This window comes from Ramlibacter sp. (genome assembly GCF_035548915.1).
In the GTDB taxonomy this organism is placed as follows: Bacteria; Pseudomonadota; Gammaproteobacteria; order Burkholderiales; family Burkholderiaceae_C; genus Ramlibacter.
Window position 1 is genome coordinate 214664 of record NZ_DASZSE010000054.1, and the last position, 17881, is coordinate 232544.

At 68.6% G+C, this 17881-nt stretch carries 17 protein-coding genes; 13 read left to right on the plus strand and 4 right to left on the minus strand.

The features are described 5' to 3' along the window. The first annotated feature begins 14 nt into the window (after positions 1-14). Positions 15-2741 carry a DUF1631 family protein gene (locus tag VHA82_RS25080; protein ID WP_325548448.1) on the plus strand — a complete coding sequence of 909 codons (2727 nt, stop codon included), beginning with the start codon at positions 15-17 and terminating at the stop codon, positions 2739-2741. A 12-nt stretch (positions 2742-2753) separates the two neighbouring features. On the opposite strand, the gene VHA82_RS25085 is transcribed toward VHA82_RS25080, so the two are convergent. The 3 genes from VHA82_RS25085 to VHA82_RS25095 all read right to left on the minus strand — a co-directional run bounded on the left by VHA82_RS25085 (position 2754) and on the right by VHA82_RS25095 (position 5696). Continuing rightward, positions 2754-3230, minus strand: a complete 477-nt coding sequence (locus tag VHA82_RS25085) for a DUF494 domain-containing protein (protein WP_325548450.1) — start codon at positions 3228-3230, stop codon at positions 2754-2756. Between the two features lie 66 nt (positions 3231-3296). Beyond that, positions 3297-4427 (minus strand): DNA-processing protein DprA, encoded by a 1131-nt coding sequence (gene dprA / locus VHA82_RS25090; protein WP_325548454.1) that lies wholly within the window; start codon positions 4425-4427, stop codon positions 3297-3299. Positions 4428-4448: 21 nt separating this feature from the next. After that, positions 4449-5696 carry a LysM domain-containing protein gene (locus tag VHA82_RS25095; protein ID WP_325548456.1) on the minus strand — a complete coding sequence of 416 codons (1248 nt, stop codon included), beginning with the start codon at positions 5694-5696 and terminating at the stop codon, positions 4449-4451. A gap of 185 nt (positions 5697-5881) precedes the next feature. On the opposite strand from VHA82_RS25095, the gene def reads away from it, so the two are divergent. From def to VHA82_RS25145, 10 genes are all read left to right on the plus strand, one after another. Next, positions 5882-6394: a peptide deformylase gene (def, locus tag VHA82_RS25100; protein ID WP_325548458.1), complete on the plus strand. Its 513-nt coding sequence runs from the start codon at positions 5882-5884 to the stop codon at positions 6392-6394. 24 nt (positions 6395-6418) lie between these two features. Beyond that, positions 6419-6919 carry a hypothetical protein gene (locus VHA82_RS25105; protein WP_325548460.1) on the plus strand — a complete coding sequence of 167 codons (501 nt, stop codon included), beginning with the start codon at positions 6419-6421 and terminating at the stop codon, positions 6917-6919. Between the two features lie 19 nt (positions 6920-6938). Continuing rightward, positions 6939-7895, plus strand: a complete 957-nt coding sequence (gene fmt / locus VHA82_RS25110; protein WP_325548462.1) for a methionyl-tRNA formyltransferase — start codon at positions 6939-6941, stop codon at positions 7893-7895. Further along, positions 7895-8626, plus strand: a complete 732-nt coding sequence (locus VHA82_RS25115) for an AzlC family ABC transporter permease (RefSeq protein WP_325548464.1) — start codon at positions 7895-7897, stop codon at positions 8624-8626. Before fmt ends, VHA82_RS25115 begins: the two co-directional genes overlap by 1 nt. Beyond that, positions 8623-8952, plus strand: a complete 330-nt coding sequence (locus VHA82_RS25120; RefSeq protein WP_325548466.1) for an AzlD domain-containing protein — start codon at positions 8623-8625, stop codon at positions 8950-8952. Before VHA82_RS25115 ends, VHA82_RS25120 begins: the two co-directional genes overlap by 4 nt. A gap of 22 nt (positions 8953-8974) precedes the next feature. After that, the gene (locus tag VHA82_RS25125) at positions 8975-10186 is read left to right on the plus strand and encodes a phosphoglycerate kinase (RefSeq protein ID WP_325548469.1); all 1212 of its coding nucleotides are present in this window, start codon (positions 8975-8977) and stop codon (positions 10184-10186) included. Between the two features lie 115 nt (positions 10187-10301). After that, the gene (gene pyk, locus VHA82_RS25130) at positions 10302-11735 is read left to right on the plus strand and encodes a pyruvate kinase (protein WP_325548472.1); all 1434 of its coding nucleotides are present in this window, start codon (positions 10302-10304) and stop codon (positions 11733-11735) included. 98 nt (positions 11736-11833) lie between these two features. After that, positions 11834-13018: a peptidoglycan-binding domain-containing protein gene (locus tag VHA82_RS25135; RefSeq protein ID WP_325548474.1), complete on the plus strand. Its 1185-nt coding sequence runs from the start codon at positions 11834-11836 to the stop codon at positions 13016-13018. Between the two features lie 90 nt (positions 13019-13108). After that, positions 13109-14173 carry a class II fructose-bisphosphate aldolase gene (gene fba, locus VHA82_RS25140; RefSeq protein WP_325548477.1) on the plus strand — a complete coding sequence of 355 codons (1065 nt, stop codon included), beginning with the start codon at positions 13109-13111 and terminating at the stop codon, positions 14171-14173. A gap of 77 nt (positions 14174-14250) precedes the next feature. Next, entirely contained in the window at positions 14251-15159 is a 909-nt protein-coding gene (locus VHA82_RS25145; RefSeq protein ID WP_325548479.1) for a phosphoribosylaminoimidazolesuccinocarboxamide synthase, read from the plus strand. Positions 15160-15287: 128 nt separating this feature from the next. Here VHA82_RS25145 and trxA read toward each other — a convergent pair whose 3' ends face one another. Then, positions 15288-16169 carry a thioredoxin gene (gene trxA / locus VHA82_RS25150; RefSeq protein WP_325548481.1) on the minus strand — a complete coding sequence of 294 codons (882 nt, stop codon included), beginning with the start codon at positions 16167-16169 and terminating at the stop codon, positions 15288-15290. A 62-nt stretch (positions 16170-16231) separates the two neighbouring features. Between trxA and purE the strand changes: the two genes are divergently transcribed. Then, positions 16232-16726: a 5-(carboxyamino)imidazole ribonucleotide mutase gene (gene purE, locus VHA82_RS25155; protein ID WP_325548484.1), complete on the plus strand. Its 495-nt coding sequence runs from the start codon at positions 16232-16234 to the stop codon at positions 16724-16726. Beyond that, on the plus strand, positions 16723-17877 hold the full coding sequence (locus VHA82_RS25160; protein ID WP_325548486.1) for a 5-(carboxyamino)imidazole ribonucleotide synthase: 1155 nt from the start codon (positions 16723-16725) through the stop codon (positions 17875-17877). Before purE ends, VHA82_RS25160 begins: the two co-directional genes overlap by 4 nt. Positions 17878-17881 lie beyond the last annotated feature (4 nt).

Here is a 17881-nt window from a genome sequence, read left to right on the forward strand (position 1 = left end):
TTCGCTGCCAGCCCATGGTTTCGCCCCTCACGCCCACGACCGCGCCTCTGGCGCGTGCCGCGCGTGAACAGTTCGTGGGGCATCTCGCGACCATGCTGCCGGGGCTGGCGGATGCGATCCGCTCGCGGCTCATCGAACTCACCGATGCGGCCACCAACATGCGCGAGATGCAGGAGCGCCGCGACGGCATGCTCGAATTCGATCGGGCGCGCGTGAAGTGGGTGCAAGGCACGCTCGAGGCCTGGCGCCGGGCCCTGGTGCCGCCCACCGCGACGGCCCGTGTGCGCCTCGAGATGATGAATCTCGAGCTGATCGGCGATGACGTCGTGGAAAACAAGATTCTCGCGTCGCGTCTGGCGCTGTCGGTGGGCGAGAAGGCGGTGTGGGACCTGAACGAGCTCAAGCTGCGCATCCAGCATCTCGAAGGCGGCGACGACCTCGCCACGGAAGACGTGCTGCGGCCCGAGGCGGCGGCGCAGAACATGGTCGAGCAGTGGACGGCGAGCGGGCTGAAGCGCGAGACCTGGACGCTCGTGAAGGACCTGATCCACGAGCACGTGATCCAGGCCATGGTGAAGGGCTACCAGGCCGCCAACGCTTTCCTCGTGAGCCAGGGCGTGCTGCGCGATATCGAACTGAGCGCGCGAGTGAAGAGGCCCCCTGCCGGGCCCGGTGGGCGCCGCGGGGGCGACGCAACGCAGGGCGGTTTCGGCGCAAGCCAGCCCGGCGCGCTGAGCGGCGACGGGCCCACGCTGGGCGGGATGGGAGGCCACGGCGCGCCCGGCAGCGGCGGGCCCGGTTCAGGTGGCGGATACGGGGGTGGACACGGCGGCGGCCCAGCCGGTGCCTACGCCGGTGGAGGCTATGCGGGTGGCGGCCCCGGCCCGGCTGGCGCGTACGGCGGACACGCGCAGGCGAGCCCGGGCGGCGCAGCATACGGGAGCTCAGGTGCGGGCGGGTACGCGGGCGGTCAAGGGTCAGGTCATGCGGCCGGTCAAGGGTCCGGACACGCGGGTGGCTATGGCGGCGCGCCGGGCGGCTCGGGCGGCGGCGCGGGCGGTGCGGGCGGTCATGGCGCAGGCAACTACTCCGGCGCGGAGGGCGGGCCGCGCATCGGCGCCGGCGCCGGTCCTTCGGGGCCGGGCAGCAGCGGATATGCCGGCTCCAGTGGCTATGCGGGCCCCGGGGGAGTCCACGACGAGACGCGGATGCAGACGGCCACCACGCCGCTCGCGCGGGCACGCGCGCGGGCGAGCGGCGTGCTCGGGCAGCTGAAGCGCCTTCTCACCGACAAGGCCGGCTTCGATGCGCAGCAGGGCTCCGCGGCCTCGCCGGGCCTCGCGCAGGCGATCACGCAGCATCAGGCGCACGTTCAGACTCAGGTGCAGACGCAGGTGCATACGCGCACGCAGGCGGCCGGCGACATCGTGGTCTACGACGATGCGGACGTCGAGGAAATCGCGCTCGATCTGCGGCACCGCACGACCGAGCTGAAGCGCAAGGCCTCCACGCAGTCCGAAAAGGCGATCATCGAGATCGTGGCGCTCATGTTCCAGAGCATCCTGTCGGAGGAGCGCATCCCGGCGGCGGTGCGCGTCTGGTTCGCGCGATTGCAGATGCCCGTGTTGCGCGTGGCGATCGCCGAGCCCGAATTCTTCGGCTCGCTCGAACATCCGGCGCGCCAGCTGATCGACCGCATGGGCTCGTGCGTGCTCGGTTTCGACACGGCCGCCATTTCGGGCAGCGCACTCGAAATCGAGATCAAGCGCGTCGTGCAGGTGATCGAGCAGTATCCGGAGACGGGCCGCCGCGTGTTTCAGCTCGTCTACGACGAATTCCAGAAGTTTCTCTCCCGCTTCCTCACCGAAAAGGGCCCGACGCAAAAGCTCGTGAGCGTCGCGCAGCAGGTGGAGCAGAAGGAAACGCTCGCGATCCAGTACACGATCGAGATGCGCAAGCTCCTCACGAACGTGCCGGTGCGAGAAGAAATCCGCGAATTCCTCTTCAAGGTCTGGGCCGAGGTGCTCGCCGTTTCGGCCGTGAAGTACGGCCCGCAGCACGAGCAGACCGCCAGTCTCAAGAAGTGCGCGCCCGACCTGGTGTGGGCCGCGAGCGCCAAGCCCAATCGCGCCGAGCGCGGCCGCGTGATCCAGGAGCTGCCCAAGCTCCTGCAGAAGCTGCGCGAGGGCATGGGCCTGCTCGGGCTGCAGGCGGCCGATCAGGAAGAGCACATCAAGCGCATCGGCGACACGATGGCCGATGCCTTTCTCTCCAAGACGGAATCCATTCCGCAGGCGCAGATCGAGGAACTGGGCAAGCGCCTCGCGAATCTCGAAGACTACGTGAGCGACGATCCGGGCGAAGACCTGCCGCTCGACCAGGAGAGCATCGAGATGATGCTGGGCATCGATGCTTCGATGATCGAAGTGATCGCCGACGGCGGCTCGATGCCGAACGCGGCGATGCTCGCATGGGCGCAGGAGCTGCAGCAGGGCAACTGGTTCACGCTCGACCACAACGGGCAGCCGGCGCAGGTGCAGTACGTGTGGCGCAGCGACCGCAAGCAGCTGCACCTCTTCGCCTCGCGCGACGGGCGCAGCTACCTCATTCAGCTGAAGCGCCTGGCCGCCTACCTGCAAGCGGGGCTGCTGGTGCCGACCGAGGAAGAAGCGCTCACCGTGCGGGCCACGCGCGATGCGCTCGCCAAGCTCGACGCGAACCCCGAGCGGCTGCTGCAGTAAAGAGCCTGGCGCTCAGTGCGCGAGCCGGTCGGCCGCGTCGTCGCAGAGCTCGTCGAGCACCAGCGCATCCGGCTCCTGGCCGAATCGCCAGTAAACCATGAGCACGATGATTTTCAGGTCGTCCAGCGTGACGGGGCCTTCTTCCACGGCCATCGCGCGGTCAAGCACGATTTCGCGCATGGGCGCAGGCAGCACGCCCGAGGATTCGAGGAAGGCGATGAACCCGAGGCATTCGGCGCCCAGGTGGTCCTGCTCGGCCTTCGAATACACCCGCAGCGACTGCAGCGAAGGGGCGACGACCTCGCCCGCGTCTTGCGGGACCTCGGTGTTTTCCGCCGCGACGTTCAGCCCATCGAGCCACACGAGCGCGTCGTGGATTTCATCGGGCTCGAAGCCGTGGGCGTTCAGCTTGCGCTCCAGCTGGGGCAGTTCGGGGACGGCATCGCCGCGCCAGTAGGTTTCGTAGACGAACACCAGCACTTCGAACATGAGCGCAATATAGCCGAGAACCGATCCCCTTATCCAGCCTGATACAGCATGTTCTCCCCGCGGACTTCAGCCGTTTGCGATTCGCTGGTAGAGGCCTCCGGGCAGGCGGGCGACCTGTCCGGCCAGTTCGAGCTCCAGAAGTTCGGCCTGCAGCTTCGCAGCCGGGACGCCGGTGCGCGCGATGAGCGCGTCCAGCCCGACCGGGTCGAACCCCAAGGCGCCGAGCAGCGTGCTGTCGTTCTCGGCCTCCTCGGTTTCGCGCTCCGGGGCCTCGGCCCGGGCCACCGGCCGAGCCTGGATGAGCCGCAGCTCCTCCAGCACGTCTTCGGCCGTCTCCACGAGCTTGGCGCCCTGGCGGATGAGCGCATGGCAGCCGCGCGACTGCGGGGAGTGGATGGAGCCGGGCACCGCGAAGACGTCCTTGCCCTGCTCGCTCGCCAGGCGCGCCGTGATGAGCGAGCCGGACTTCAGCGCCGCCTCCACCACCAGCGTGCCCAATCCGAGCGCCGCGATGATGCGATTGCGCCGGGGGAAGTTGGCATCGAGCGGTGGCACGCCCAATGCGAACTCGCTCACGATCAGTCCGTGCTCGGCGATCCGGTGCGCGAGCGCGAGGTTGCGCTTGGGATAGACGCGATCCAGGCCGGTGCCGACCACGGCGATCGTCGCGAGCGCATCGGCGGCGGCGCCTTGCAGCGCGCCTTCGTGCGCCGCGGTGTCGATGCCCAGCGCGAGACCGGAGACGACGGCAAGCCTTGCCTCGGCCAACGCCTTGGCGAACGCGCGCGCGTTGTCCGCGCCCTGCGCGGTGGGATTGCGGCTGCCGACGATCGATACGGCGGGCGGCCACTGCGCGGACGCTCGCCCCATGACGTAGAGCAGCGGCGGCGGGTCTTCCGTCTGCAACAGCGCGGCTGGATAGCCGGTGTCGGCGAGCGTGAGGACGCGCCGCACGGCGCCGGCAGCGGCGCCCTGGAGCCATTCCAGCGTCGCGTCGAGCTGGCGTTGCAGACCCTCGGGCTCGCGCCGCAGGCTCGCGGCCTGAGAGGCACCGACGACTCGTTCGAGCGCTTCGCGGTCCTGTTCGAAGATGCGGTGGGGCAGCCCGAACGCCGCAAGCAGATGCCGCGACGCGAGGTTGCCGACGCCGGGGGTGAGGGTGAGCCGAAGCCAGGCCGAGAGTTCGTCGCGTTCCATGCCATCATGGAACGCGGCGCGTCAGCGCGGGTTGACCACGCGGTCGCCGACTTTCACCGTATCGCCGATTTCGAGGATGAGCGCGTAGGACACGTGTTCGAACGGGCGGAACACCATGAGCAGGCCGTTGCGCTCGTCGGGAATCTTGATCGTCGCGTGCTGGCCGTCCTGGGAGCGGTCCTCGATCACGGCGCCGTCCTTCAGGATGGCGAGGACGTGGCCCACTTCGATGCCGTCGGCCAGCCCCTTGTTGATCGCGACCACCTGGTTCTGTCCCGCCACCGCGACCGCGTCGCCATACACCGAGACGATGCTGCCTTGCAGCCGCTGCGCGGGCGCATGCGGCACGTACCGCGTGAGCTGGCGCGGCGGCTCGGGCAGAAGCCGGTCGCCGACGCGCATTTCCTCGCGCGCGGCCGTGATGTCGATCGTCGCGGGCACCACCATCTGCTGGGTGCCGCCGCCCGAAGTCTGCACCGGCTCCACGCTTTCGCCGCGCACGAGCTCGGCCTCGCCGAGGTACTTGGCCTCGTAGCCGAGCACCCGCTGGGTGACCGGGTCGCGCAGCGCAACCGCATTGCGAAAGACCCGGAACGAGTCGATGCGGCGCGGATCGGACTCTTTCAGCGGCTTGCCCGTGACCCCGCGTGCGTAGGCACGGTCGCCGCGGGTGATGAGCACGCGCGTGTCCTGCGTCGCGACGAGGCGGGGGGCCTGATCGAGATCGCCTTCGCCCACGACCAGCGGCTCCGACAGGAACGGCTCGATCAGGTGGGGTGCGAGCGTCGGGATGGAGGTATCGGCGAGCGCCTCGTAGCGCACGCGCGGGGACACGCGGATCGTCTCGCCGGCAGGGGCGGGCGCCTCCACCACGCCCGCGGCCGCGGTGCCCATCCGCAGCCGCGCCCGGTCTCCGATTTTTTCGAGGTAGAGCTGCTGGCCGGGATAGATGAGGTGCGGGTTGTGCACCTCTTCCATGTTCATGCCCCAGAGCTCCGGCCAGCGCCACGGACTCTTCAGGAACACGCCCGAGATGCCCCACAGGGTGTCGCCGCGCTTGACGGTATAGCTGTCGGGCGCGTTGGGAGCCAGCTCGGAAAGCGGCACGCCCGCCTGGGCGACCTGCTGGGCCGTTGCGCGCTGCTCGGGCGTGATGGGATAGTTCTGCGCGAAGGCCGGGCCGCCCGCGAGGGCGCCGAGCGCCAGCGCGACAGCGCATGCGAGCGCATTCGCCAGGAGTTTCGAGCCGGTTGCCGGACTGTGCGCCATGGTCGTTGTTCCTTTTGCCCCTCGCCCCCAAGCGCAGGACTTGACAAGTTACTGGCGATTCTGCGCTCAAGCCCTTGATCGGGCAACGAATATTGGCCTTTTGACCGGTCAGCCGCGGCAAAAGTAGCGAAAATAGCGACACCGCCCCCATCTTTGCCGTGTGGATTTCCGAGACGCCTTCTTCCATGTCACGCCTGCCCATCCTCTGCTACCCCGATCCGCGACTGCACACCGTGGCCAAGCCGGTGGAGGCGGTCGACGCGCGCGTGAAGACCCTGATCGCGGACATGCTGGAGACCATGTACGAGGCCAACGGCATCGGGCTTGCCGCGACGCAGGTCGACGTGCACGAGCGGCTGATCGTGATCGACGTGTCCGAGGAACGCGACCAGCCGCAGGTGTTCGTCAATCCCGAGATCGTCTGGGCGAGCGACGAGAAGCAGGTGAACGACGAAGGCTGTCTTTCGGTGCCGGGCATCTACGACGGCGTGGAGCGCTCGAGAGCGGTCAAGGTCCGCGCGCTGGATGGTGAGGGCAACGCCCGGGTGATCGAAGCCGAGGGTCTGCTCGCCGTCTGTATCCAGCACGAGATGGATCACCTGCTTGGCAAGGTGTTCGTGGAATACCTGTCGCCGCTCAAGCGCAACCGGATCAGGACCAAGATGCTCAAGGCCCGGCGCGACGCCGAACGGGTCTGAGCTCGAATGCCGGGGAAAGCCGCCATGCGCAGATTCCCGTCGCTTGCGTTGTCGCTCGCGCTACTTGCGCTCCTCGCGGGCTGTGCCGGTCCGATGCGTGCCTGGAACATCGCGCCGGGCGCCACGCGAGACGAGGTGCTCGCCCGCGCGGGGCGGCCGTCGCGCGTCGTGCCGCTGCCCGATGGCGGCCAGCGCCTGCAGTATTCGATGCAGCCGCTTGGCCACTACGTGTTCGACGTCGACCTCGACGCCGCCGGCAAGGTGGTGCGTTCGCGCCAGGTCATGACGGCCGCCGAGTTCCAGCGCATCGTGCCCGGACAATGGACGCGCGAGGACGTGCTGCGCGAGTTCGGCCCGCCTGCGTGGGTGGACGGCGTGCGCAGCTTCGAGGGCGAGGTGTGGACCTACCGCTGGAAGGAAGGCAACGAGCCGATGTTCTACTGGGTCTACGTGGACCCGAGGGGCGTCGTGCAGCGCGCGCATCCCGGCATGGAATTCATCAACGCGCCCAACGACCGGAACTGAAGGACGCGCCATCGCCTCGATGCGAGTCATCTTCGCCGGCACACCGGAATTCGCGCGCACCGCGCTCGAGCGGCTGCATGCGACGCATTGCGACATCGTCCTCGTCCTCACGCAGCCGGACCGGCCCTCCGGCCGCGGCATGAAGCCGCAGCCTTCGCCGGTGAAGCAGTTCGCGCTCGAGCACGGATTCGCGCTCGCGCAACCGCGCAGCCTGCGGCTTCACGGCAAGTATCCGGCCGACGCCGAGGCCGCGCGCGAGGCGATCGACGCCGCGCGCGCGGACGTGATGGTCGTCGCGGCCTACGGCCTCATCCTGCCGAAGTGGGTGCTCGAGGCGCCGCGGCTCGGCTGCCTCAACATCCACGCGTCGCTGCTGCCGCGCTGGCGTGGCGCGGCACCGATCCACCGCGCGATCGAAGCCGGCGATGCGCAGACCGGCGTCGCCATCATGCAGATGGACGAAGGGCTCGATACGGGCGACATCCTGCTGGAGGAAGCGATTCCCATCGAGCCCGGCGACACCACCGGCACGCTGCACGACAAGCTGGCCGCGCTCGGCGCACGGTTGATCGTCGAAGCGCTCGAGCTGGCGGCGCGCGGCGGCTTTGCGCCGCGTCCGCAACCCGCCGAGGGCGTGACGTATGCGAGCAAGATCGAGAAGGCCGAAGCGCGGATCGACTGGTGGCTGCCGGCCGAGGCGATCGAACGACGCATCCGCGCCTTCGATCCCTTTCCCGGCGCGAGCGCGACGCTGCGCGGAGAGACGCTGAAGCTCTGGCGCGCCACCGCCTCGATGCGCGGCCGCGGCAGCGTGCCGCCGGGCACCGTCGTGGCGGTGGACGAGCACGGGATCGGCGTGGCGTGCGGTGAAGGCCGCCTCGAAATCACCGAGTTGCAGCGTGCGGGCGGCAAGCGCCTCGCGCACTCCGAGTTCCTGCGCGGCTTTCCCATCCAGGCCGGGGAGCGATTCGGCTGATGTTCTTCGAGCGGCGCATCTACCGCCATCCCGAATTCAGGCAGGGCATCCTCGCCACCGCGCCCGTCACGCCGGGGACGAGCGCGTGGGGGCTGATGATGGGCGTCGCGATGGTGAAGTCGGGGATGAGCGCGCTCGAAGCCGGCCTCATGACGGTCCTCGTCTACGCGGGCAGCTCGCAGCTCGCGGCGATCCCGCTCATCGTCGCGAGCGCGCCGGCCTGGGTGATTCTCGCCACCGCGTTCTGCGTGAACCTGCGCTTCGTCGTCTTCAGCCTGCACATGCGGCCCTATCTCATGCACATGCCCCGCTGGCGGCGTCTCGTGAACGGCTTTCTCACCGCCGACCTCACGTATGCGATCTTCACGAGCCGCTTCACGCAGCCGGCCCAGGACGCCGAAGGGCGGCTCGCGCAGGAGGCGTTCCTCGCGGGCAACTACTTCCTCACGTGGGTGACCTGGGTCGGCGCGAGCCTCGCGGGCGTTTTCCTCGGCAACCTCGTTCCCACCGGCTGGGGGCTGGGATTCGCGGGCATCCTGTGCCTGCTCGCCATCCTGTGCTCGCTCACCACGACGCCGCTGCGCGTGCTGGCCGCGCTCATCGCCGGCGCGGTGGCCATCGCGGCTTATTCACTGCCGCTCAAGCTGAACGTCGTGCTCGCGATCGGGGCCGCGGTGTTGCTGTGCTTCCGGCTGGAAGCGGGTTGGCCGCGCCCCAAGGAAGCCCCATGACGGATGGCTGGACCGTCGGGGTGATCGTCGCGATGGCGGTAGTGACGCTCATCTCGCGCTGCTTCTTCTTCATCCTCGATCGCCAGTGGATGCTGCCCGCGTGGGCCGAGCGCGCGCTGCACTATGCGCCGGTCGCGGCGCTCGCCGCCGTCGTGGCGCCCGAAATCCTCACCGCCGACGGCAGGCTGATCGGCACCTGGCACGATGCGCGGCTTTTCGGCGCGGCGCTCGGGACGGCCGTCTACTTCTGGCGCCGCAGCGTCCTTCTCACCCTCGCGGCGGGCATGCTGGCCTACCTGCCGCTGCATATCGCGCTGCGCTGGTAGCGCTTCCTACAATCGCGGGATCATGAACATCCTGCGATTCTCCGACCTCTGTGCCGCCGGCCGCGTTCGCGGGCAGCGCGTTTTCATCCGTGCCGACCTCAACGTGCCGCTGGACGACGCGGGCCGCATCGCCGAGGACACGCGCATCCGCGCTTCGGTGCCGTGCATCCGCATGGCACTCGACGCGGGCGCCTCCGCGGTGATGGTGACCTCGCACCTCGGCCGCCCGACCGAAGGCCAGTTCAAGCCCGAAGATTCGCTCGCCCCGGTGGCCGCTCGCCTGGGCGAACTGCTCGGCCGCGACGTGCCGCTGAAGTCGAACTGGGTCGACGGCGTCGAGGTGAAAGCCGGCGAGGCGGTGCTGCTCGAAAACTGCCGCCTCAACAAGGGCGAGAAGAAGAACGACCCGGCGCTCGCGAAGAAGATGGCAGCGCTGTGCGACATCTTCGTGCACGATGCGTTCGGCACGGCCCACCGGGCCGAGGCGTCCACCTACGGCATCGCGCAGTACGCGAAAGTCGCTTGCGCCGGGCCGCTGCTCGCAGCGGAGATCGACGCGCTCACTCAGGCGCTCGCGCAACCGAAGCGGCCGCTGGTGGCGATCGTCGCGGGTTCCAAGGTGTCCACCAAGCTCACGATCCTCACGTCGCTCGCGCGGAAGGTGGACCAGCTCATCGTGGGCGGCGGCATTGCCAACACGTTCATGCTCGCCGCGGGACTGCCGATCGGCAAGTCGCTCGCCGAAGCCGAACTGGTGGGCGAGGCGAACGCCGTGATCGAGGCGATGCGCTCGCGCGGCGCTGACGTGCCGATTCCGCTCGACGTGGTCGTCGCGAAGAGCTTCGCCGCGGATGCGCCCGCCACCACGAAGCCAGCGCGGGACGTCGCCGCGGACGAGATGATCCTCGACATCGGCCCCGAGACCGCGGCGATGCTCGCGCGGCAGTTGAAGGCGGCGGGCACGATCGTGTGGAACGGGCCCGTCGGTGTGTTCGAGTTCGATGCTTTCGCGAAGGGAACGGAAACCGTCGCGCGTGCGATCGCGCAGTCCGACGCGTTCAGCATCGCCGGCGGCGGGGACACGCTCGCGGCCATCGCCAAATACGGCATCGAAGGCGACATCGGCTACATCTCGACCGGTGGCGGAGCCTTTCTCGAAGTGCTGGAAGGCAAGCAGCTGCCGGCCTTCGAAATACTGGAAAGACGCGCCGCCGACATCCCTGCGGCGCCCTGACTCACCCCCTAATTCGCCGGTGACTCGCCCGTGACGCGCCCGTAACCCGTCCGTAACCCGCCCCGGGCATCCCGTGTGAGAATCCACGAAACCGAGTTTCGAGGAGATCGGCCGCATGGCTCGTCGCGCTACCAAGATCGTCGCCACGCTCGGCCCCGCGTCGAGCGATCCGGAAGTGCTCGGCCGCATGATCGCGGCGGGCGTCAACGTGATCCGCCTCAACTTCAGCCACGGCAAGGCGCAGGACCACATCGATCTCGCGATGCGCGTGCGCGAAGTCGCGCACCGGGCCGGGCGCGAGGTCGCCATCATGGCCGACCTGCAGGGACCGAAGATCCGGGTCGGCAAGTTCGCCGACGGCCGCATCCAGCTGGAGCCCGGCATGAAGTTCGTGCTGGATGCGTCGCGCAACGAGCCCGGCGACCTCCACGGCGTGGGCCTCGACTACAAGGAACTGCCGCGCGACGTGAAGAGCGGCGACACGCTGCTGCTGAACGACGGCCTCATCGTGCTCACGGTCGATCAGGTAAAGGGCGACCAGGTGCGCACGACCGTGAAGCTGGGCGGCGTGCTGTCCAACAACAAGGGCATCAACAGGCAAGGCGGCGGCCTCACCGCGCCCGCGCTCACGGCCAAGGACATGGAAGACATCCGCACGGCGATGGCGTTCCAGGCCGACTACGTGGCGGTGAGTTTTCCGAAGAACGCGACCGACATGGAGATGGCGCGGCAGCTGTGCAACGTGGCGGCCGCGGACTATCGCCACAAGCCCGGCCTCATCGCGAAGATCGAGCGCGCGGAGGCGATCCCCAACCTCGAATCGATCCTGAAGGCGAGCGACGGCATCATGGTCGCGCGCGGCGACCTCGCCGTGGAGGTGGGCAACGCCGCCGTGCCGGCGCTGCAAAAACGCATGATCCGGCTCGCGCGCCAGCTCGACAAGGTGGTGATCACGGCCACCCAGATGATGGAATCGATGATCGCGAACCCCGTGCCCACGCGCGCGGAAGTGAGCGACGTCGCCAATGCCGTGCTCGACGGCACCGACGCCGTGATGACGAGCGCGGAGACCGCGACCGGCAAATATCCGGTGGAAGTCGTGCGCGAGATGGCGAACATCTGCGCCGAGGCCGAGATGGCCGAGGACGTGAAGCTCGACGCCGACTTCACCGGCATGACGTTCTCGCGCATCGACCATTCGATCGCGATGGGCGCGCTCTTCACCGCGTATCACCTCGGCTGCAAGGCGATCGTCGCGCTCACCGACTCCGGCTCCACCGCGCTCTGGATGAGCCGGCATCGCGTCCACATCCCGATCTATGCGCTCACGCCCAAGCTCGCGACGCAAAGGAAGATGGCGCTCTACCGCAACGTCCGGCCGCTCCTCATGGACCAGAGTGCCGAGCGGGACATGGCCCTTGCCGAGGCGGAAGCGCACCTGAAGAGCCGGGGCATCGTGCAAAGCGGCGACATCTACGCCATCACGTGCGGCGAGCCGATGGGCGCGCCCGGCGGCACGAACATGTTGAAGATCTGCCGCGCGAGCTGAGGGCGCCGCGGGGCGCTGCAGGGCGCACCCAACCGGAAGTCTCCCGTCGACGTGCATTAGAGTGTCGCGACCACGTTCCGACGGAAGGGGCATCCACCATGCGCGCCGCCGCATCCTCTCAACGACTCGCAGGCGCGGTCCTGCCCGCGTCCTTTCGTCGCCTGTCGGCGGCCTCGATCCACACGGCCGAGAGCGGCCGGCCGCGTCTCACCCCGCATCGCGGCTTCCGCGCCGAGATGAACTGCGCGATGCGGCGCCATCAATGCCTCATGGCCATGGCGTGCCGGCGCGACAGATCGAGCTACGACGTTTCGGCGAGCGAGCTCGAGGCCATGTTCCACCTGTACATGGCGCACAGGCAGGGCGAGACGGCGAACGAGCGCGACCAGAGTTTCATCGACCGGTTCAACGCGCGTGGCACCCATGGGCTTTCGCACTCGCGCGCCGCGCGCGATGCGCGCAATGCGTTCTTCGATGCCCTGGCCCGGGAGCTCGATCCGGTGCTTTCCAGGTTCGAGACGCCGTTGCCGTTCAGCCTGCAAGACGGCACGCGGCTCGAGTTGAGCGCCTGGCCGCACGACGCCGGATCGCAGGCCCTCGAAGCCTTCCTGGGCGAAGTCGGACAAGGCGACCGCGCCGGCCTGTGCAGCGTGAGTCATACGGCCGAGCGGCTCGCCCGCGCTCGCCTGCTGCAAGGCGATGACCTGCTGCAGCCTTTCCTCTGGCAGGTCTTCGTCGCGACGGACGCGGGGCGGCGCATCCACGCCTACTTCGGATTCGGGATGAGCGAAACCGACGAGTCGGCCTGCGAACTCGACCTGGCCTTGACCGGAGAACTTCTGCGCGGCGGCGGCGGCGGGGAACTGCTCGAATCGGCCATGCGAGCGGCGCGGGCGCAGGGCTACGACTCCATGATCCTGCGGTTGCCGCGCGAGCGGGCCGGCACGCTCGTGCTGCCGGCGCCCAGGAGCCCAAGCATCGAGGGAGACGTCGAGGAGCATGTGATCGATCTGCGATGGAAGGACCGCCGAGCGCGCTTCTTCGCGGCGGTGCAAGGCGCGCTCGCCGACCTGGGCTGGCCGCGCGAGGACATGGTAAGCGGCCTCTGGGACCGCGCGACCTGCGAGGCGCTCGGGGAATTTCAGCGGCGCGAGGGCCTGAGGCACACGGGCCGGCTCAACCCGGAAACGGCGGCTGCCCTTCTGCGGCTCGCGCCGGGATGCTTCACCTGGCTGTCGCAGGATGAGCTGACGACACTTTTCGAGCCGGGGCGGCCCGCTTAGCGCAGGGGCGGCGGGGATAAAATCGAGCGGATTCGCGAAGCGGCTGTCCGTGCGCCGCGTAGCGCCTCCATTGTCAGCTCAGGAATCCACATGCCCCTCGTCTCCATGCGCCAACTGCTGGACCATGCCGCCGCCAACGGCTACGGCATTCCGGCTTTCAACGTCAACAACCTCGAACAGGTGCAAGCCGTGATGGAAGCGGCGAAGGAGACCGGCTCGCCGGTGATCCTGCAGGCGAGCGCGGGCGCTCGCAAGTACGCGGGCGAACCGTTCATCAAGCACCTCATCCAGGCCGCGGTGGAAATGTATCCGTCGATCCCGCTCGTGATGCACCAGGACCACGGGCAGAGCCCGGATGTGTGCGCGAGCGCGATCGGGCTCGGCTTCACCTCCGTGATGATGGACGGCTCGCTCGAGTCCGACGGCAAGTCGATCGCGAGCTACGACTACAACGTGGATGTGACGCGCAAGGTGGTCGGCATGGCGCACCGGGTCGGCGTCACCGTGGAAGGCGAGCTCGGCTGCCTCGGTTCGCTGGAGACGATGCGCGGCGACAAGGAAGACGGCCACGGCACCGAAGCGACGATGACGCGCGAGCAGCTCCTCACCGACCCCGAGCAGGCGGCGGACTTCGTGAAGAAGACGCAGCTCGACGCGCTTGCGATCGCGATCGGCACCTCGCACGGCGCCTACAAGTTCACGCGCAAGCCGACGGGCGACATCCTCGCCATCGAGCGCATCAAGGAAATCCACCGCCGCATCCCCAACACGCACCTCGTGATGCACGGCTCTTCTTCGGTGCCGCAGGAACTGCTGGAGATCATTCGCCAGTACGGCGGCAAGATGAAGGAGACCTACGGCGTGCCCGTGGAGGAAATCCAGGAAGCGATCAAGCACGGCGTGCGCAAGATCAACATCGACACCGACATCCGCTTGGCGATGACCGGCGCGGTGCGCAAATTCCTCGCGGAGAACCCCGAGAAATTCGACGCGCGTGAATGGCTCAAGCCGGCGCGCGAAGCGGCCAGGCAGATTTGCAAGCAGCGCTACGTGGAGTTCGGCTGCGAAGGGCAAGCCGGGAAGATCCGGCCGCAGCCGCTGCAGGTGGTCGCGGAGCAGTATGGCAAGGGTGAGCTCGCGCAGGTCGTGAACTGAAGGCGCGGCCTCGGACGCGACGCGACGATTGCGGACACTTCCGATTCGCGCGAGCGGCGATCGGCGAAAATCGCCCGATGTCCGCCGCACTCCACACTTCGCACGTCGCATCGCTGCCGCTGCTGGCCCGCGGCAAGGTCCGAGACAACTATGCCGTCGGCGCCGACCGCATCCTCATGGTCGCGAGCGATCGCCTCTCGGCCTTCGACGTGATCATGGGCGAACCCATTCCGGGCAAGGGAGAAATCCTCACCCGGATGGCCCTCTTCTGGTTCGCGCGGCTCGGCCACATCTGCCCGAACCACCTCACCGGTGAGGCGCCTGAAAGCGCGGTGCGGCCCGACGAAGTGGCGCAGGTGAAGGGCCGCTCGATGCTCGTGAAGCGCCTGCGGCCGATCCCCGTCGAAGCGGTCGTGCGCGGCTACCTCGCGGGCAGCGGCTGGAAGGAGTACCAGGCGTCGCAATCGGTGTGCGGCGTGCGCTTGCCGCCGGGCCTGAAGAACGCGTCGAGACTGCCCGAGCCGATCTTCACGCCCGCGGCCAAGGCCGAGATGGGCGAGCACGACGAGAACATTTCGTTCGAGGAGGTCGTGAAGATCACGGGTGCCGGCGTGGCCGCGAAGGTCCGCGACCTCTCGATCGCGATCTATCGCGAAGCGGCGGCGTTCGCGTCGTCGAAGGGGATGATCATCGCCGACACGAAGTTCGAATTCGGGTTCGACGACGAGGACAACGTGGTCCTGATGGATGAAGTCCTCACCCCCGATTCGTCGCGCTACTGGCCGGTGGAAGGCTACGAGGCGGCGTTCGCCAGCGGCGAGAATCCGCCGAGCTTCGACAAGCAGTTCGTGCGCGACTGGCTGGAGGCGGTGCGCATCGACGGTAAGCCGTGGAACAAGCAGCCGCCTGCGCCCGAGCTGCCCGCGGAGGTGATCGATCAGACCGCCGCGAAATACCGTGAGGCGCTCGAGCGGCTTACGGCGTAGTGCCGAGCCACCCGAAGCGGCAGGCGCGGCGCCGGCCCAACCCGCCTTGCATCCCGCCTTACATCCCCGCCTTACATCCCCGCTTTCGCGGGGATGACGACACTCGGCTCTATCGCCCGCACCGCTGACTAACTCAGCACGACGCTCGACAGCCGCCTGCGGTAGGAGGCGACGGTCGGGTCGTCCGACGGAATCTGCCCTTCGGCCGTCTTCTGCTTCGGCGGCTCGATGATTTCCAGGATCGCGATGTAGAGCTTGCGCGCGGCTTCCTCGTTCCAGGACTTGTCGCGCATCAGGATTTCCAGCAGCTCGTCCATCGCCGCGGTCCATTGCTGCTTTGCGAAGAGCGATTGCGCCTTCGCGTAGCGCGCGTCGAAGTCGCGCCGGTTGGCAGCGATCCGCGCGTCGAGCGCGGCGGCATCGTGAGCGCCCTCGGCTTCGACCGCTTCGATCCACCGCCTGAGCGCATCGAGCCGGCGCAGCGCCGGCGCCTTCGCCGCCACCGGCTCGAACGCGCGCTTCGCATCCGCGAGGCGGCCGGCCATGAGCAGCGCCTTCACATAGTCGAAGCGCGCGTCGTCGTTGGCAGGGTCGGTGGCGACGGCATGCTGCAGCCGCTCGAGCTGCCCTTCGGCATCGAGCTCGGGGGCCGGCGCCTCGGCGGCGGCTTCCTCTTCGGCCACGACCGCCGTCACGTGCTTGTCGAGGAACTCGCGCACCTTGCTTTCCGGCACGGCGCCCATGAAGCCGTCCACCGGCTGGCCGTTCATCATGAGGACGACGGTCGGGATGCTGCGCACCCCGAACGCGGAGGCGAGCTGCTGCTCCTCGTCGGAGTTGATCTTCGCGAGCTTGAAGCCGCCGCCGTACTCGCCTTCGAGCTTTTCGAGGATCGGCCCGATCGTCTTGCACGGGCCGCACCAGGGCGCCCAGAAGTCCACCAGCACGGGCTGGTCCATGGAGGCCGCGATGACCTCGCTTTCAAAGTTTTCGAGGGTGACGTCGATCATTGCCGGTGAGTTCAGGTTGGAACCGTAAAATTCAACCTTTCGACGACGAGCGCTTTCCTTCCATGAGCCCGGTCCAGGTCGGCGTGGTGATGGGTTCCAGCAGCGACTGGGACATCCTGCGCCACGCAGTTCAGATTCTCCAGGAATTCGGCATCGCCCACGAGGCGAGGGTCCTCTCCGCCCACAGAATGCCCGACGACATGTTCGCGTACGCGCAGGACGCAGCGGGCCGCGGCCTGAAAGCGATCATCGCCGGGGCGGGCGGCGCCGCGCACCTGCCGGGCATGCTCGCGGCCAAGACGACCGTGCCCGTGCTGGGCGTGCCCGTGCCCAGCCGTCATCTGCAGGGCGTGGATTCGCTGCACAGCATCGTTCAGATGCCCCGGGGCATCCCGGTCGCCACATTCGCCATCGGCGAGGCGGGCGCGGCCAACGCCGCGCTCTTCGCCGTGGCCATGCTGGCGGTCGACGACCCCGCGCTGCGGGCGAAGCTCGATGCCTTCCGAAGCCGCCAGACCGAGGCGGCGCGCGGCATGACCGTGCCGCCCGCGCCATGACGCCGCTCCTGCCGGGCGCCACGCTGGGCGTGATGGGCGGCGGCCAGCTCGGCCGCATGTTCGTGCACGCCGCGCAGCAGCTCGGCTACGTCACCGCCGTGCTCGACCCCGATCCTTCGAGTCCGGCCGGGCAGGTCGCGCATCATCACGTCCATGCCGACTATCTCGATCCGCAGGGCCTCGCGCGCCTTGCCGACCTGAGCCAGGCGATCACCACGGAGTTCGAGAACGTGCCGGCCCCGGCGCTCGAAAGGCTCGCCTCGCAACGCTTCGTCGCGCCGCATGCGGGCGCCGTCGCGATCGCGCAGGATCGCGCGCGCGAGAAGGCCCACTTCGAGAAATGCGGCGTGCCTTGCGCGCCGCACCTGCTGATCGAATCGTCCGAGCATCTCGACGCCGTCCGCCCCGAACTGCTGCCCGGCATCCTGAAAACCGCCCGCCTCGGCTATGACGGCAAGGGACAGCAGCGCGTCGCCACGCACGAAGAACTCGCGCGCGCGTGGGATGCGTTCAAGCGCGTCCCATGCGTTCTCGAAAAACTGCTGCCGCTCGACTTCGAGTGCTCGGTCGTCGTGGCGCGCGGCGCGGACGGCGGCATGGTCCATCTGCCGGTCGCGCGCAACCTGCACCGCGACGGCATCCTCGCGGTGAGCGAGGTGTTCGAGGGCAACGTGCCCGAAGCGCCCGGACGCGCGGCGATCGAGGCCACGTGCGCGATCGCGCAGGGCCTTGGCTACGTCGGCGTGCTGTGTGTCGAATTCTTCGGTCTCGCCGACGGCTCGCTCGTGGTCAACGAAATGGCGCCGAGGCCGCACAACAGCGGTCACTGGAGCCTGGACGGAAGCGACGTGTCGCAGTTCGAGCTGCAGGTTCGCACGCTCGCGGGCCTGCCCTTGGCCAAGCCACGGCAACACAGCGCGGCCGTGATGCTCAACCTGCTGGGCGACCTGTGGTTTCTGAGCGGCCGTGAAGCCCCGCCGCCCTGGGCGCCCGTGCTGGCGCTGCCGGGCGTTCACCTGCACCTCTATGGGAAGGAAACCGCGCGGCCGGGACGCAAGATGGGCCATCTCACGGTGACCGCGCCGGATGCGAGCGGGGCGCGGCGGGTTGCGCGCGAAGCGGCGCAACTGCTCGGCATCGCGCCGTTCTGAACCG

What these genes read in the sequence shown, in the direction of transcription:
- VHA82_RS25080 (WP_325548448.1), top strand. Translation starts at nt 15, where the DNA reads ATGGTTTCGCCCCTCACGCCCACGACCGCGCCTCTGGCGCGTGCCGCG.
- VHA82_RS25085 (WP_325548450.1), bottom strand. Translation starts at nt 3,230, where the DNA reads ATGTTCGAAGTGCTGGTGTTCGTCTACGAAACCTACTGGCGCGGCGAT.
- dprA (WP_325548454.1), bottom strand. Translation starts at nt 4,427, where the DNA reads ATGGAACGCGACGAACTCTCGGCCTGGCTTCGGCTCACCCTCACCCCC.
- VHA82_RS25095 (WP_325548456.1), bottom strand. Translation starts at nt 5,696, where the DNA reads ATGGCGCACAGTCCGGCAACCGGCTCGAAACTCCTGGCGAATGCGCTC.
- def (WP_325548458.1), top strand. Translation starts at nt 5,882, where the DNA reads ATGTCACGCCTGCCCATCCTCTGCTACCCCGATCCGCGACTGCACACC.
- VHA82_RS25105 (WP_325548460.1), top strand. Translation starts at nt 6,419, where the DNA reads ATGCGCAGATTCCCGTCGCTTGCGTTGTCGCTCGCGCTACTTGCGCTC.
- fmt (WP_325548462.1), top strand. Translation starts at nt 6,939, where the DNA reads ATGCGAGTCATCTTCGCCGGCACACCGGAATTCGCGCGCACCGCGCTC.
- VHA82_RS25115 (WP_325548464.1), top strand. Translation starts at nt 7,895, where the DNA reads ATGTTCTTCGAGCGGCGCATCTACCGCCATCCCGAATTCAGGCAGGGC.
- VHA82_RS25120 (WP_325548466.1), top strand. Translation starts at nt 8,623, where the DNA reads ATGACGGATGGCTGGACCGTCGGGGTGATCGTCGCGATGGCGGTAGTG.
- VHA82_RS25125 (WP_325548469.1), top strand. Translation starts at nt 8,975, where the DNA reads ATGAACATCCTGCGATTCTCCGACCTCTGTGCCGCCGGCCGCGTTCGC.
- pyk (WP_325548472.1), top strand. Translation starts at nt 10,302, where the DNA reads ATGGCTCGTCGCGCTACCAAGATCGTCGCCACGCTCGGCCCCGCGTCG.
- VHA82_RS25135 (WP_325548474.1), top strand. Translation starts at nt 11,834, where the DNA reads ATGCGCGCCGCCGCATCCTCTCAACGACTCGCAGGCGCGGTCCTGCCC.
- fba (WP_325548477.1), top strand. Translation starts at nt 13,109, where the DNA reads ATGCCCCTCGTCTCCATGCGCCAACTGCTGGACCATGCCGCCGCCAAC.
- VHA82_RS25145 (WP_325548479.1), top strand. Translation starts at nt 14,251, where the DNA reads ATGTCCGCCGCACTCCACACTTCGCACGTCGCATCGCTGCCGCTGCTG.
- trxA (WP_325548481.1), bottom strand. Translation starts at nt 16,169, where the DNA reads ATGATCGACGTCACCCTCGAAAACTTTGAAAGCGAGGTCATCGCGGCC.
- purE (WP_325548484.1), top strand. Translation starts at nt 16,232, where the DNA reads ATGAGCCCGGTCCAGGTCGGCGTGGTGATGGGTTCCAGCAGCGACTGG.
- VHA82_RS25160 (WP_325548486.1), top strand. Translation starts at nt 16,723, where the DNA reads ATGACGCCGCTCCTGCCGGGCGCCACGCTGGGCGTGATGGGCGGCGGC.